Origin of the sequence: Amycolatopsis sp. NPDC098790 (assembly GCF_044759945.1) — a bacterium.
Taxonomy (GTDB): domain Bacteria; phylum Actinomycetota; class Actinomycetes; order Mycobacteriales; family Pseudonocardiaceae; genus Amycolatopsis.
Genome location: NZ_JBIWAI010000004.1, coordinates 71,534 through 85,618 on the forward strand (window position 1 = coordinate 71,534; position 14,085 = coordinate 85,618).

9 protein-coding genes are annotated in these 14,085 nt (G+C 72.4%); 3 read left to right on the forward strand and 6 right to left on the reverse strand.

All coding sequences use genetic code 11. The features are described 5' to 3' along the window. Positions 1-220 precede the first annotated feature (220 nt). On the forward strand, positions 221-1,141 hold the full coding sequence (locus tag ACIQWX_RS29775; RefSeq protein ID WP_400877820.1) for a hypothetical protein: 921 nt from the start codon (positions 221-223) through the stop codon (positions 1,139-1,141). Here ACIQWX_RS29775 and ACIQWX_RS29780 read toward each other — a convergent pair. Continuing rightward, positions 1,138-4,068, reverse strand: a complete 2,931-nt coding sequence (locus tag ACIQWX_RS29780; RefSeq protein ID WP_400877823.1) for a LuxR C-terminal-related transcriptional regulator — start codon at positions 4,066-4,068, stop codon at positions 1,138-1,140. The genes ACIQWX_RS29775 and ACIQWX_RS29780 overlap by 4 nt on opposite strands. Before the next feature lie 76 nt (positions 4,069-4,144). On the opposite strand from ACIQWX_RS29780, the gene ACIQWX_RS29785 reads away from it, so the two are divergent. Beyond that, positions 4,145-4,435 (forward strand): nuclear transport factor 2 family protein, encoded by a 291-nt coding sequence (locus tag ACIQWX_RS29785; RefSeq protein ID WP_400877826.1) that lies wholly within the window; start codon positions 4,145-4,147, stop codon positions 4,433-4,435. Here the strand turns inward: ACIQWX_RS29785 and ACIQWX_RS29790 are convergent. Next, positions 4,430-6,064 carry an acyl-CoA synthetase gene (locus tag ACIQWX_RS29790; RefSeq protein ID WP_400877828.1) on the reverse strand — a complete coding sequence of 545 codons (1,635 nt, stop codon included), beginning with the start codon at positions 6,062-6,064 and terminating at the stop codon, positions 4,430-4,432. The two genes, ACIQWX_RS29785 and ACIQWX_RS29790, sit on opposite strands and share 6 nt — an antisense overlap. A gap of 140 nt (positions 6,065-6,204) precedes the next feature. Between ACIQWX_RS29790 and ACIQWX_RS29795 the strand changes: the two genes are divergently transcribed. After that, the gene (locus tag ACIQWX_RS29795) at positions 6,205-7,893 is read left to right on the forward strand and encodes a bifunctional 3'-5' exonuclease/DNA polymerase (RefSeq protein ID WP_400877831.1); all 1,689 of its coding nucleotides are present in this window, start codon (positions 6,205-6,207) and stop codon (positions 7,891-7,893) included. On the opposite strand, the gene ACIQWX_RS29800 is transcribed toward ACIQWX_RS29795, so the two are convergent. The 4 genes from ACIQWX_RS29800 to ACIQWX_RS29815 form a co-directional block, all read right to left on the reverse strand. After that, on the reverse strand, positions 7,894-8,481 hold the full coding sequence (locus tag ACIQWX_RS29800) for a hypothetical protein (protein WP_400877837.1): 588 nt from the start codon (positions 8,479-8,481) through the stop codon (positions 7,894-7,896). It abuts the gene before it with no gap. A gap of 9 nt (positions 8,482-8,490) precedes the next feature. After that, the gene (gene hrpA / locus ACIQWX_RS29805; RefSeq protein WP_400877840.1) at positions 8,491-12,378 is read right to left on the reverse strand and encodes an ATP-dependent RNA helicase HrpA; all 3,888 of its coding nucleotides are present in this window, start codon (positions 12,376-12,378) and stop codon (positions 8,491-8,493) included. Positions 12,379-12,519: 141 nt separating this feature from the next. After that, positions 12,520-12,807, reverse strand: coding sequence for a hypothetical protein (locus tag ACIQWX_RS29810; protein WP_400877843.1), 288 nt, complete (start codon positions 12,805-12,807; stop codon positions 12,520-12,522). Positions 12,808-12,912: 105 nt separating this feature from the next. Beyond that, positions 12,913-14,076, reverse strand: a complete 1,164-nt coding sequence (locus ACIQWX_RS29815; protein WP_400877845.1) for a lactate 2-monooxygenase — start codon at positions 14,074-14,076, stop codon at positions 12,913-12,915. Positions 14,077-14,085 lie beyond the last annotated feature (9 nt).

The window sequence follows — 14,085 nt, forward strand, 5'->3', positions numbered from 1 at the left end:
GGATGGGCCGTGAGGGGGAGGCGGTGCCACCGGCGCGGGCAAGTCATACAAGCGCGTCCGCCCAGGCCGGGGCAATGGTTCACAGTTGCCAGTACTAGCCCGTTCGCCCGAGTGGCGGCGCGGCTCCCGGCCACCGGCCGCCTCGGCGATGGGGGTTCCGGATCCTGCTAACGTGCACCGTGTCGGGGATCGTCGGGGGACGTTACGGGGCGGGTCGGCCATGGCGGGCAGCACGGCGGGCGGTCAGCAGGGTGAGCGCACCGCGTTCGCCTCCCACCTGCGCGCGGCCATCGCGACCAGCGGGCTCTCACTCGACCGGATCCAGGCGCGGCTGCGCGCCCGCGGGGTCGTCGTCAGCGTCACCGCCCTCAGCTATTGGCAGTCCGGCAAGCGGCAGCCGGAGCGGCAGAGCTCGCTGTCGGCGGTGCGCACGCTGGAAGAAATCCTCGACATCCCCGCCGGCTCCCTGCTCGGGCTGCTGCCCCCGCCCCGCCCCCGCGGCGGCGCGGGGAAGCGCCACGCGGGCGGCGAGCCCCTGACGTTCCCCCGCGAAGTCCTGCAGCCGCTGCTGGACAAGGTCGGCGCGCCGGACGCGCTGGAGCGCCAGCACCCGCTGAAGCTGGTGGGGCTGCACGACCTGTGCGAAATCGCCGCGGACGGCGGCCAGCGCGCGGTCACCGCGCGGGCGGTGTTCCAGGCGGGCGCGGACGGCCAGGACCGCTGGCTGCTGGTGTACACCCAGGACGACCCGGCGGCGGGGCCGCCGGACCTGCACGCGGTGCGCAACTGCCGGATCGGGCGCGCCGAGGTCGACGTCGCGCACGGGCTGATCGTCGCCGAGCTGGTGTTCGACCGGCCGATCGACCGCGGCGAGACGCACCTGATCGAGTACACGCTGACCAACGGCGGGCCGCCGTACCCGGAGTGCCGCAACACGTACTACCGCGAGTTCCGCCGCCCGGTGCGCGAGTACCTGCTGGAGGTCCGGTTCGCCCCGGGCACGGCCCCGGAGCGCTGCTGGCAGTACGCCCGCAACGGGACATCGGCCACCCGCCGCCCCTTGAAGCTCGACGGCGGCGACGGCGTGCACGCGGTGGCGCTGGACTTCGGGCCGGGCGTCTTCGGCATCGACTGGGACTAAGCCGTCAGGTGCGTGGCCGCCACGGTGGCCAGCTCCGTGCGGTTCGCGATGCCCAGCTTGGCGTACACGTGCGCGAGGTGCGTCTTCACCGTGCCCCGGCTCATGAACAGCTTCGCGCCGATCTCCGGGTTCGTGCTCCCCTCGGTCGCGAGCTTCACGACCTCCAGCTCGGTCGGCGTCAAACTGCCCCAGCCGCTCGACGGGCGGCCGCGCGCGCCCCGCGTCCGGCGGACGAACGCCACCACGTCGTCGAGGCTCATCGGCTCGTCCTCGGTCGTGAGCTCGACCTCGCCCGGCCGCCGCGGGAAGCCCAGTTCCGCGCGAGCGCGGGAACCCGAGACGGACACCCGCGCCGCGTCGGCCTCGCGTCCGGTGCGGGCGTAGAGCGCCGTCAGCGCGTCCAGGCTGTCGAGCACACCCAGGCGGATGCCGTGGTCGAGGCGCAACGTCAGTGCCTCGTGGTGCAGCGAAGCCGCCTGCTCCGGCTCGGCCAGGTACCCCTGCTGGTCCAGCGCGTCGGCCAGCGCCGATCGCAGACCCCACTGCCGGGTCAGGGCGACGGCGGTGGCCAGCACGGCCGCGGCTTCCCCGGTCCGGCCCAGCGCCCGCAACACGGCGCCGCGTTCGGCGAGTCCCTGCGACGCCATGTACGTCCCGGGCACGGCCTCGCGGGCGAACCAGCGCTCGGCCTCCTCGAACGAGCCGCGACGCCGGTGCAGCTCGCCCATCACACCGGCCATGCCGGGCACGAAGACGTCCCCGGCGGTCTCGAGCAGCCGCAGGAACGGCGCCATCACGCGGAACCCCGCGTCGACCTCGCCGGCCAGGCAGTGCACCATCGCCAGCCGGCACAGTGTCGTGTTGACGCGGTGGAAGTCCCCGAGCGGGGCGGCGACCGCGACGGCGTGCTCGGCGAGCGCCCGCGCCCGCGCCAGGTCCGCCGCCGCGAGCGCGCTCGCGGACTGGGCACTGAGGACCGTCGACGCGAGGCCGCGGTCGCCCCGGCGAAGCAGCCCTTCGGCCGCTTCGGCGAGCAACGGCCCGGCTTCGTCGTGGCGGTCCCGCGCCTGGAGGATGATCCCGCGCAGCATCAACGCGCTGTCGCGGGCGAAGCCGTCGGATCCCGCGGCTTTCTCGGCTTCGATGGCGACGTCCCAAGCGGCGTCGAAGTCCGTGTACAGGTGCCCGAGCGCGGTCAGCGACAGGCACCGCGCACGCAGGCTCGGCGCACCGAGTTCGGTGGCGAGCTCCAGGCCCAGCCGCGCGGCTTCGAGGTCGAAGGGTGCCGTCGTGTCCGCGACCAGGCCCATCCCGGTGAGCAGCCGCGCCTGCAGCGTCGACCGCTCGTCCGGGCAGCGGGCAACCGCGCGTTTCAGGTACGCGAGACCTTCGTGGCCGCGGCCGCGCAGGTTCCACAGCCACGCGACAGCGGCGGCGAGCCGGCGGCCGCGCGTGGGATCTTCCCGCGCCAGCCCCCATTCCAGCGCCGCACGCAGGTTGTCGCGCTCGGGTTCCATCCGCGCGCGCCAGGCGTCCTTGTCGCGGTCGAGGTCGGGTTCGGCGGCTTCGGCGATGGCGAGGAAGTGGTCGAGGTGGCGGTCGCGGACGGCGTCGGTCTCCCCGGCCTCGGCCAGCCGGGCCGCCGCGTACTCGCGGATCGTCTCCAGCATGCGGTAGCGGCCGTTTTCGGCCAGCACCAAGGATTTGTCGACGAGCCTGCCGAGCGCGGCCGGGCCGCCCGCCGCGTCGAGGGTGAACCCGCCGGCGAAGACGGCGAGCCGGCGGAACACCGTACGGTCCTCGTCGTCGAGCTGGTCGTGGCTCCACGCGATCGACGCCGCGAGGGTCTGCTGCCGCGCCGGTACCCCGCGCGGGCCGCGGGTGAGGAGCGCGAACCGGTTGTCGAGACCGGCGTCGATCTGGTGCGGTGTAAGGGTTCCGAGCCACGCGGCGGCGAGCTCGACGGCCAGCGGGATGCCGTCGAGCCGGGTGCACACCGACCGGACGGCGGCCGCGCTGGAGGTGTCCAAAGTGAACAGTGGCCGGACCGCGCCCGCCCGTTCGACGAACAGCGCGACGGCCTCGTCGACGGCCAGCGGCGGCACCCGCCACACCGTCTCCCCCGGCACGCCGAGCGGTTCGCGGCTGGTCGCCAGCAGCGCGACCTCGGGGCACGACCGGAGCAGTTCGACGGCGAGGTCCGCGACGCCGTCGAGGACCTGTTCGCAGTTGTCGAGGCAGAGCAGGACGCGCCGGTCGCGCAGGTGGGTCACCACCGACCGGACGGCGCCGACGTGCGGCTCGACGGGCACCCCGAGCGTCGCGGCGACCAGCTCGGCGGCTTCGGCGGGCTCGGTGACGGCGTCGAGTTCGGCCCACCACACCCCGTCGGGCCAGCGCCCGGCCCCGGCGGCGGCGACCTGCGCCGCCAGCCGGGTCTTGCCGCTGCCACCGGTCCCGGCCAGCGTGACGAGCCGGCCCCCGGCGAGCCGGCGCTCGAGTTCGGCGGCTTCGGTGCCGCGGCCGACGAAGCCGGTCAGCTGCACGGGGAGGTTGTTCGGGGTCGTGTCGAGCGAGCGCAGCGGGCCGGGGCGGCCGCCGAACTGGAAGATCCGCTCGGGCGCGGTGAGGTCGGGCAGCCGGTGGACGCCGAGGTCGTGTAGTGGCCGGCCCGGCAGTTCGGCGGCGGTGCGCGCGGAGACGAGCGTGCGGCCGTCGGCCAGCTCGCGCAGGTGCCGGCAGCGCCGGACGGCGGGACCGGTGGGGGTGCCGTCTTCGCGGAGCAGCACGTCGCCGGTGTGGAGGGCGGCGGGTCCGCCGGTCAACGCCGCGAGCGCTTCTTCGGGCGTCGCGAAGACAGCCGGCGGTTCGTCGCCGGCGCACAGGATCGTGACCGTGCCCGCGGGCACCAGGTTCGTTTCGCTCATCGCCCGGCCAGTCTGCCAGCGGATCTCGGCCGGGTGGCAGATGTCCTCAGCCTCGCCGCCTGCGACCTTCGACCCCGTGGAAACGTTCGAAGAGCTGCTGGCCCGTTGGCGTGACGCCGAAACCCGCGGCGACGGCGCTGCGTCCTTCCTGGCCGCCGACTTCCGCGGTGACGGCCCCGACGGGCTGGTGCTCGACCGCGACCGCTGGCCCGGCCGAGCGCCGGTCGCGGCATTCCGGTGGACCCGGCTGGAGGTGACCGCCAGCGTCGGTGTCGCGACCGGGCGGCGCGACGGTGCCGCCTGCACCGTCGTCGCCGCGTGCCGGGAGGGACGTTGGCTGATCGTCAACGTCCAGCGCGGGTCATGACAGCTTGTTCCGCAGCACCTTCCCGGTCGCGTTGCGGGGCAGCTCGTCCAGGAACTCGACGTCGCGGGGCACCTTGTAGCGCGCCAGGTTCGCCTTGACGTAGTCGCGGACGCCGTCGACGTCGAGCTTCGAGTCTTCGGTGCGCACGATGAACGCCTTGAGCCGCTGGCCGAACTCCGGGTCGTCGATGCCGATCACCGCGGCTTCCAGCACGTCCTCGCGCTCGACCAGGAGGTTCTCCACCTCGATCGGGAACACGTTCTCGCCGCCGGAGACGATCATCTCGTCGTCGCGGCCGTCGATGAAGAGGAGGCCGTCTTCGTCGAAGTGGCCGACGTCGCCGCTGGAGAGCAGGCCGTCGATGATCTCCTTGTGGCGGCCGTCGGTGTAGCCGCCGAAGCTGAGGCCGCTGCCCACGAACACCCGGCCGGTGACGTTCGGCTCGGTGATCTTCCCGCCCTTTTCGTCGTAGAGCGCCACCTTGCAGCCGACCGGCGCGCGGCCGACCGTGCCCGGCGCCTTCGCCCAGTCCTCCGGCGTCGCGACCGTCGCCACCGCGACCTCGGTCGAGCCGTAGAGGTTGTGCACGACCGGGCCGAACGCCTCGTTCGCGCGGTTGCCGAGGTCCGGCGACAGCGCGGAGCCGGCGACGAAGATGATCCGCAGCGACGACGTGTCGTACTTCTCGCGGACGTCCTTCGGCAAGTCGACGATGCGCTGCAGCATGGTCGGCACCAGCACGAGCGCGGTGCACTTGTGCTCGGCGACGCCGCGCAGGGCCTCCTCCGGCGTGAACTTGCGGCGCATCACGACCTTCGAGCCGAGCGCGAAGGAGAGGATGAACTGCGAGAGGCCGGTGCCGTGGAACAGCGGCGCGCCCATGTAGGTGGCTTCGTTGGAGCGCAGCGGGATCCGGTCGAGGAACTGCGCCGACGCCAGCGCCGAGGTGTGCGGCCGCGGCGCGCCCTTCGGCGTGCCGGTGGTGCCGCTGGTCAGCAGCACGAACCCGCCCGGCTTGGCCGGTGCGGGCCACGGCCGGTCGTCGGTGCTGGCGATGATCTCCGACAGCACCGGGGTGTCCCGGTCGGTCAGGTCGCTGTCCGGGTCGACCCAGGCCAGGTAGCGGTCGACGCCGTCGGGGATCGCGTCGAGGAGGTTCGTGAACTCCTGGTCGTACACCAGCGCGGTGACGCCTTCGCGCTTGGCGACGTCGGCCAGCTGCGGCTTGGCGAAGCCGGTGTTCATCAGCAGCAGCCGGACGCCGAGCTTGCCCGACGCGGCCATCGTGATCACCAGGCCGCGGTGGTCGCGGCAGAGCGCGGCGACGACCTGGCCCGGCTGGATCCCGCGCTCGGACCAGGCCCTGGCCAGCGCGTTCGACTGGTCGTCGAGCTGCTTGTAGGTCAGCGGGCCGAGCTCGTCGACGATGCCGACGGCGGTCGGGTCGCGGCGCGCGGAGATGTGGTTCGCGCCGGCGAACGGGCCGAACTTGCGCAGCGCGACCAGCGAGCGGACCCCCTCGTCGAGCCGGGGGAAGGGAACGAGTCCCGCGCGCCGCATCACGTCGACGCTGCGGGCCGTCTCGGCCACCTTGTCCGCCACCTGCGTGGCGAGCTCGACCAGGCTCATCCAGGCACCTCCGTTGCTGCGGGAACGAGCCCATGCCGACGGCGGGCGTACCGGCGGTATGGGGGCTACTGGAGAGTAAACCAACGGCGCCGCGAGCGCACGGCCCGGTTTTTGTCGGTGGTGCCCGTCATGATGTCTTCGTGCAGGTGATCGCCGGGCGGGAGGAGGACGGGAGCTTCACCGTGCACTCGTCGTCGTCGCTGGCGAAGGGCCTGGACGAAGCGGATTTCGCAGCGGTGGCGCGGGAGCTCGAGGCGTCGGTGCGGCCGCGCTGGGTGTTCCCGTCGGTGGAGGACGTGTACCCGGTGCTCGTGGCGGCCGGGCTGCGGGTCGAGCGCTGCTACGACCTCGCGCTGGCCGAGGGGCTGCTGCTGGCGTACGAGGGCGCCGACGGGCAGTCGCGGAGCCTGCGCGCGGCCTGGGCCAGGGCGAACGGCGAGGAACCGCCACCCGACGCGGCGGCCGTGGAGTCGGCGCAGCCGACGTTGTTCGACACCCGGGTGCCGACGCTGCCCGACGGCGTGACGGTCGTCACGGCGGTCCGGCGCGTGCTCGCGGAGCAGGAGCGGCGCGTGGCGGCGGCCGAGCACCCGGACCGGCTGCGCGTGCTGCTCGCCGCGGAGTCGGCGAGCGCGCTGGCCGCGGCGGAGATGTCGGCCGACGGCCTGCCGTGGCGCGCCGACCTGCACGACGAGCTGCTGGTGTCCCGGCTCGGCCCGCGCGTCCGCCCCGGCGAGCGGCCCAAGGTGCTGGTGGAGCTGGCGGCGAAGATCAGCGAAGCGTTCGGCGGGCGGCCGGTCAACCCGGACTCGCCGCCGAGCGTGGTCCGGGCACTCGCGCGGGCCGGCATCGAGGTGCCGGCGGCGCGGAAGTACCTGTTGAAGGGGATCGACCACCCCGCGGTCGGGCCGTTGCTGGAGTACAAGGAGCTGTCCCGGCTGTACGCGGCGAACGGCTGGGCGTGGCTCGAGGAGTGGGTGCACGACGGCCGGTTCCGGCCGCACTACGTCGTCGGCGGGGTGGTGTCCGGCCGCTGGGCCAGCCGCGGCGGCGGGGCGCTGCAGATCCCGAAGGTGCTGCGCACGTGCGTCCGCGCGGACCCGGGCTGGAAGCTGGTGGTGGCGGACGCGGCCCAGCTGGAGCCCCGGGTCCTGACGGCGCTGTCGGGCGACCGGCGGCTGGCCGACGTCGCGGCGGCGACGGACCTGTACGCGCGGCTGGGCGAGGCGTTGTTCTCGGGGGCCCGCTGGGTCCCGGCCGCGGACGACGACCGAGACGACCGGGCGCGCGCGAAGATCGCGATGTTGTCGGCGATGTACGGCGGCACGTCCGGCGAAGCGGGACCGTTGCTGGGGTTGCTGCGCCAGCGCTTCCCGGACGCGGTGTCCTATGTGGAGCGTGCGGCGCAGGCGGGCGAGCGCGGCGAACGGGTCCGGTCCCGGCTGGGCCGGACGTCCCCGGCGCCGTCGGCAGCTTGGCGGGCGTTGACCGGCGGGCTGGCTTCGGACGAGGCGGGCGAACTGAAGGCCCGTCGGGCGTCGCGGGGCTGGGGCCGCTTCACGCGCAACTTCGTGGTCCAGGCGAGCGCGGCCGACATGACGGCGGTGATGCTGGCGACGCTGCGCAGGCGGTTGCCCGCGCCGGCGCACCTGGTGTTCTTCCAGCACGACGAGGTCATCGTGCACACCCCGGCCGACCTGGCGGCCGAGGTGTCATCGGCGATCACGGACTCGGTGACGGAGGCGGCGAGGATGCTGTTCGGCCCGGCGTGCCCGGTCCGGTTCCCGATGCAGGTGGCGGTGGTGGACACCTACGCCGACGCGAAGTAGTCAGCTGTCGACCCGGATGTCCATGCGCACGGTGCCACCGGGGTGGTTCCGGAACCAGAGCTGCAGCTGGCCGCTGCTCGCCGTGCACCCGGCGTTGACGAAGTCGTCCGCGGCCGTGCGGTAGAGGACGACCGAGCACTTGGCGAGGTAGGTGTTCTCGTCGGGTCGCAGGACGTAGAACGTCGCGGATCCGGAGCCGACCCCGCCGTCGTTGCGGAACACCGCGCTCATCGAGCACGACGTCGTCTGGCACGGCCCGTTCCACTGGGAGGACCGGACGTGGAACGCCGGGTTCGCGGGCGCGGTGGTCCGCGGGGTTTCGGTCGTCTCCTCGGTTTCCTCGGTGGTCGGCGCCGGCCGGTGCGTCGGCCGCTCGACGCTGGTCCGGGCCAGCAACGGGACGGTCGTCGACGGCGCGGCGGCCGTGCTGCTCTTGGTGGTGAGGTCCTTCAGCGGGTTGAACCCGGTGAGCGTGTTGACCGCCAGCAGGATCGCGCACACCGCGCTGATCGACCCGATGATGACGCCGAACTTCTTGTAGTCCGGATCGTCGTCGGATTTCGGCGGCTTGTCCCCCTCGACGGCCATGTCCCGATTCTAGGCCAACGCGTCGTCGATCGCCTTGGTGATCCGCTTCAGCGACACCGGGTGCGCCGTGCCCAACGTCTGCGCGAAGAACGACACCCGCAGCTCCTCGATCATCCAGCGCACCTCGTTCAACGCCGGTGACGACGTCCCCGGCGGCAGCGCGGCCACCGCGTCGGCGTACTCGCCCTGGATCCACGCGATGTCCGCCGTCCGCTGCAGGTCGCGCGTCGGCTCCGAAGCCAGCTTCTCCAGCCGCCGCAGGATGCCCTGCAGGTAGCGCACCACGTGCCGCAGCCGCGAAGCACCCGTTGCCGTCACGAAACCGGGGTAGACCAACGAAGACAGCTGGCCCCGGACATCGGCGAGGGACTCCGCGGGACCGCGGGACGACGGCAGCGCCACCTCGACGTCGTTCGCCGCGCGGAGGATCTTCTCCACGTCCGTCAGCACCGCCAGCACCTCCGGGTGCAAGCCCGCGCGCACGCGTTCCAGCAGCACCTTGAACCCGGTCTCGTCGAACACCGGCCCGCCGCCCGCGGCCATCAGCGCGTCCACCGCGCAGTCGACGCAGTCCTCCAGCAACGCCGCGACGCTGCCGTGCGGGTTGCGGTTCAGCACCAGCTTCGACGAGTTGGACAGCGAGCGCGTGATGAACTTCATCGGGGAGTTCAGGTTCAGCCGCAGCATCCGCCGCGTGCCCGCCCACATCGCGTGCTCCTGCTGGCCAGGCGTGTCCATCAGCCGCACCGCGACCGACGCGCCCTCGTCCACCAGCGCCGGGTACGCCTTGACGTCGTGGCCGCGCTGCGTCGATTCGAACACCTTCGGCAGCGAACCGAACGACGGCTTGGTCAGCCCGGCCTTCTCGAGGCTGTTGGCCGCCTTGGAGATCGTCGCCCGGACCTTCGGGGCCAGCCGGCGCTGCAGCTCCTCGACGTCCTTGCCTTCGGCGACCTTCTTGCCGCGCTCGTCGACCACCCGGAACGTCATCTTCAGGTGTTCCGGCACCGAGGAAAGGTCCCAGTCCGCGTAGGGAACCGTGATCCCGCGCAGCGCCCGCAGCTCGCGGCCCAGGACCTCCAGGAGCGGACCGTCCGAAGGGGACACTCGCGAAAGGACGTCCCGGGCCGTGTCCGGCGCCGGGACGAAGTTGCGCCGCAACGCCTTCGGCAGCGACTTGATCAGCTGCGTCACCAGTTCCGCGCGCAGGCCCGGCACCTGCCAGTCGAAACCGTCCGGCGTCACCTGGTTCAGCACCGGCAGCGGGACGTGCACGGTGACGCCGTCGGCGTCCGCGCCCGGCTCGAACTGGTAGGTCAGCGTGAAGACCTGCGTGCCCTGCGTCCACGAGTCCGGGTAGTCGCCCTCGCGGACGCCGCCCGCGGTTTCGTTGATGAGCATGGACTTCTCGAACGAGAGCAGGTCCGGCTGCTCGTGGCGCGTCTTCTTCCACCACGTGTCGAAGTGGCGCACCGAAACGACGTCGGCCGGGACGCGGGCGTCGTAGAACTCGTACAGCGTCTGGTCGTCGACGAGGATGTCCCGCCGCCGCGCCCGGTTCTCGAGGTCTTCGACTTCTTCGAGCAGCGCCCGGTTTTCGGCGAAGAAGTGGTGGCGCGTCTGCCAATCGCCCTCGACGAGCGCGTGCCGGATGAACAGCGCGCGCGACATCTCCGGGTCGATCCGGCCGTAGTTGACGCGGCGGTCGGCGATCAGCGGGACCCCGTAGAGCGTGACGCGCTCGGTCGCCATCACCGCGCCCTGCTTGCGTTCCCAGTGCGGCTCGGAGTAGTTGCGCTTGACGACGTGCTGCGCGAGCGGCTCGACCCATTCGGGCTCGATGCGCGCGTTGACCCGCGCCCAGAGCCGAGAGGTCTCGACCAGTTCGGCCGACATCACCCAGCGCGGCTGCTTCTTGAACAGCGCCGAACCCGGGAAGACGCCGAACCGGGCGCCGCGCGCACCCAGGTAGTCGCCCTTGGCCGGGTCCTTGAGCCCGATGTGCGACAGCAGTCCGGCGATCAGCGACGTGTGCACGCGCTGCGGGTCGACCGGCGTCGTGTTCGTGTTCAAGGAGATGCCGAGCGGCTTGGCCAGCTGACGCAGCTGGCTGAAGATGTCCTGCCACTCGCGCAGGCGCAGGTAGTTCAGGTACTCGGTGCGGCACATGCGCCGGAACTGGTTGCCGGACAACGCCTTCTGCTGCTCGGCGACGTACTCCCACAGGTTCAGGTAGGCGAGGAAGTCCGACGTCGGGTCGGCGAACCGCGCGTGCTGCTGGTCGGCCGCCTGCTGCTTCTCCGCCGGCCGCTCGCGCGGGTCCTGGATGGACAGTGCCGCGGCGATGATCATCACCTCGCGGACGCAGCCGTTCTTCGCCGCCTCCAGGACCATCCGGCCCATCCGCGGGTCGACGGGCAGCTGCGCGAGCTTGCGTCCGATGTCGGTCAGGCTGCGGTCGGACCCGGTGCTCGAAAACGCGCCGAGCTCCTGCAGCAGCCCGATGCCGTCGGTGACCTGGCGGCGGTCCGGCGGCTCGACGAACGGGAACGCGGCGATGTCGCCGAGGCCCAGCGAGGTCATCTGCAGGATGACCGACGCGAGGTTCGTCCGCAGGATCTCCGGGTCGGTGAACTCCGGCCGGCTCTCGAAGTCCTCTTCGGAATAAAGGCGGATGCAAATGCCGTCCGACGTCCGGCCGCAGCGGCCCTTGCGCTGGTTCGCCGACGCCTGCGACACGGGCTCGATCGGCAGCCGCTGCACCTTGGTGCGGTGGCTGTAGCGCGAGATCCGGGCGGTACCCGGGTCGACGACGTACTTGATGCCCGGCACGGTCAGCGACGTCTCGGCGACGTTCGTCGCGAGCACGACCCGGCGTCCGGTGTGGGACTGGAAGATGCGGTGCTGCTCGGCCGCCGACAGCCGCGCGTACAGCGGCAGGACCTCGGTGTTGCGCAGGTTCGCGCGGTTGAGCACGTCGGCGGTGTCGCGGATTTCGCGTTCGCCGGAGAGGAACACGAGGATGTCGCCGGGGCCTTCGGCGCACAGCTCCTCGACGGCGTCGAGGATGCCCTGGGTCTGGTCCCGCTCGTCGGCGTCTTCGGCAGGGTCGTCGGGGTCGACCAGCGGCCGGTAGCGCGTCTCGACCGGGTACGTCCGGCCGGAGACCTCGACGATCGGCGCGTCGTCGAAGTGCTTCGAGAAGCGCTCGGGGTCGATGGTCGCCGAGGTGATGATGACCTTGAGGTCGGGGCGGCGCGGCAGCAGCTGCTTGAGGTAGCCGAGGATGAAGTCGATGTTGAGGCTGCGCTCGTGGGCCTCGTCGATGATGAGCGTGTCGTACTGGCGCAGCGAGCGGTCGGTTTGGATCTCGGCCAGCAGGATGCCGTCGGTCATCAGCTTGACCAGCGTGTCCTGCCCGGACTGGTCGGTGAACCGCACCTTGTACCCGACGGCGTCGCCGAGCTCGGTCTTCAGTTCACTGGCGATCCGGTCGGCGACCGTGCGGGCGGCGAGCCGGCGCGGCTGGGTGTGCCCGATCTGGCCGCGGATGCCGCGGCCGAGCTCGAGGCAGATCTTCGGCAGCTGGGTGGTCTTGCCCGAGCCGGTCTCCCCCGCGACGATCACGACCTGGTGCTTGCCGATGGCGGCGGCGATCTCGTCCTTGAGCCTGCTGACCGGCAGCTCTTCGGGGTATTCGATCTTGGGCACGCTCTCGCGGCGCGACTGGATCCGCAGCTCGGCCTTGTCGACGTCGGCGGCGATCCGCGCGAGGGCGGCATCGCGATCACGAGCCTTGCGGGCACCGTCGAGCCGCCGGCGCAGCCGCTGCTCGTCGCGCGGCATCAGCTCGGGCAGGCGCGCACGCAGCGCTTCGAGGGGGGATGGCGTGGACATTCTCGGACCAAGGATAGCCGTGCGTGACGAAGGGGGCTTCCGAATATCCCCGCCGCGTGACCGGGCCCACCCCGGAGCGTCCCAATGTGGCCTTCGGTGCGTCTGACGCACCGAAGGCCACATTGGGGCGCTCGGGACCGGTCAGCCCTGCTGGTTCGGGTACTGCTGCTGGCCGGGGTAAGCCTGCGGGGCGCCCGGCGCCGGCGGCTGCTGGGTGACCTGCGGCTGCGGCTTCGCGGCCTTGGCCCGGCCGAGGAGCAGGCCGACCGCGATCAGCACCAGGCCGCCCACGCCGAGCGCGATGCCGAACCCCGGCTGCATGTCGTCGGCCCACTCGATCAGGATGAACGTGCGGCCGAGCTGCTTGAGGACGAGCGAGCCGAAGCCGAGGAACGCGAAGAGCGCACCGACGCGCACCAAGATGGACATGGAAAAACCCCCAACGGGAACGGAAACGGACCCGGACGGCCCGCGATGGGCTCGAACGGTAACCACCGGTCCGGTGGCTGTCCCCTGCTTTCCCGTTTCGTTACCTCAGACCCGCTGCAGCGAGTCCGGGCCCAGGTCGGCCAGGGTGCGGTGGCCGGAAAGTCCCATGGTGAGGTCGAAGTCCGCCAGCAGGCTCCGCAGCACGTGGCGGACGCCGTCCTCGCCCGCGTGCGCCAGGCCGTACACCCACGGGCGGCCCACCAGCACCGCCCGGGCGCCCAGTGCGATCGCCTTCAGCACGTCCGCTCCCGTGCGGACGCCCGAGTCGAACAGCACCTCCATGCGGTCGCCCACCGCCGCGACGATGCCCGGCAGCGCCTCCAGCGCCCCGATCGCGCCGTCGACCTGGCGGCCTCCGTGGTTCGAGACGACGACGCCGTCCATGCCGGCCTCCGCCGCGCGGCGCGCGTCCGCGACGTGCTGGATGCCCTTGAGGACGATCGGACCGTCCCAGTGCTCGCGCAGGAACGGGAGCTGGTCCCACGTCCGGTCGGTGCCGGTGATCATGCCGATCCACGTCAGGATCGCGGTGCCGCGGTCCTCCTCCGGCGTCTTCTGCAGCCGCGAGAGGAACACCGGGTCGGTGAACGGGACCGCCAGCCCCTCGCCCTGCAGGAACGGCAGGTACGACTGGTCCAGATCGGACGGTCGCCAGGCCAGCGTCCACGTGTCGAGCGTGACGACCAGCGCCGTGTAGCCGGCCGCCTTCGCCCTGGCCAGCAGGCTCGCGCAGACGTCCGGGTCGCCGGGCCAGTACAGCTGGAACCAGCGCGGGCCGTCGCCGTTGGCCGCGGCGGCGTCCTCGATGCCGGTCGACGACGCCGTGGACAGGATGAACGGCAGCCCGACCGAGGCGGCCGCGCGGGCCGTCGCGGACTCCGCGTCCGGGTGGACGATCGACTGGACGCCGACGGGCGCGACGGCCACCGGTGCGGCCAGCCGGGTGCCGAGCACGGTCGTCGAGAGGTCGCGGTCGGTCGCGCCGGTCAGCATCCGCGGCACGACGCGCCAGCGGTCGAAGGCCTCGCGGTTCGCGCGTGCGGTCGCGCCGGAGCCCGCCGAGCCCGCGACGTAGGAGAAGGGGCCGGGCGCCATGATCTCGCGCGCCGACGCTTCGAGCTTGGTGGCGTCCGTCGAGCACGGCGGCAGCTGCCCACCGAGTCCCTGCAGGTAGAGCTCGTTCTGGTAGCTGCCGAAGCGTTCAGTCACGGCTTCCTC

Excerpts from the sequence above, each read along its gene's own strand:
- ACIQWX_RS29775 (WP_400877820.1), top strand. The coding sequence starts at position 221 with ATGGCGGGCAGCACGGCGGGCGGTCAGCAGGGTGAGCGCACCGCGTTC.
- ACIQWX_RS29780 (WP_400877823.1), bottom strand. The coding sequence starts at position 4,068 with ATGAGCGAAACGAACCTGGTGCCCGCGGGCACGGTCACGATCCTGTGC.
- ACIQWX_RS29790 (WP_400877828.1), bottom strand. The coding sequence starts at position 6,064 with ATGAGCCTGGTCGAGCTCGCCACGCAGGTGGCGGACAAGGTGGCCGAG.
- ACIQWX_RS29800 (WP_400877837.1), bottom strand. The coding sequence starts at position 8,481 with ATGGCCGTCGAGGGGGACAAGCCGCCGAAATCCGACGACGATCCGGAC.
- hrpA (WP_400877840.1), bottom strand. The coding sequence starts at position 12,378 with ATGTCCACGCCATCCCCCCTCGAAGCGCTGCGTGCGCGCCTGCCCGAG.
- ACIQWX_RS29810 (WP_400877843.1), bottom strand. The coding sequence starts at position 12,807 with ATGTCCATCTTGGTGCGCGTCGGTGCGCTCTTCGCGTTCCTCGGCTTC.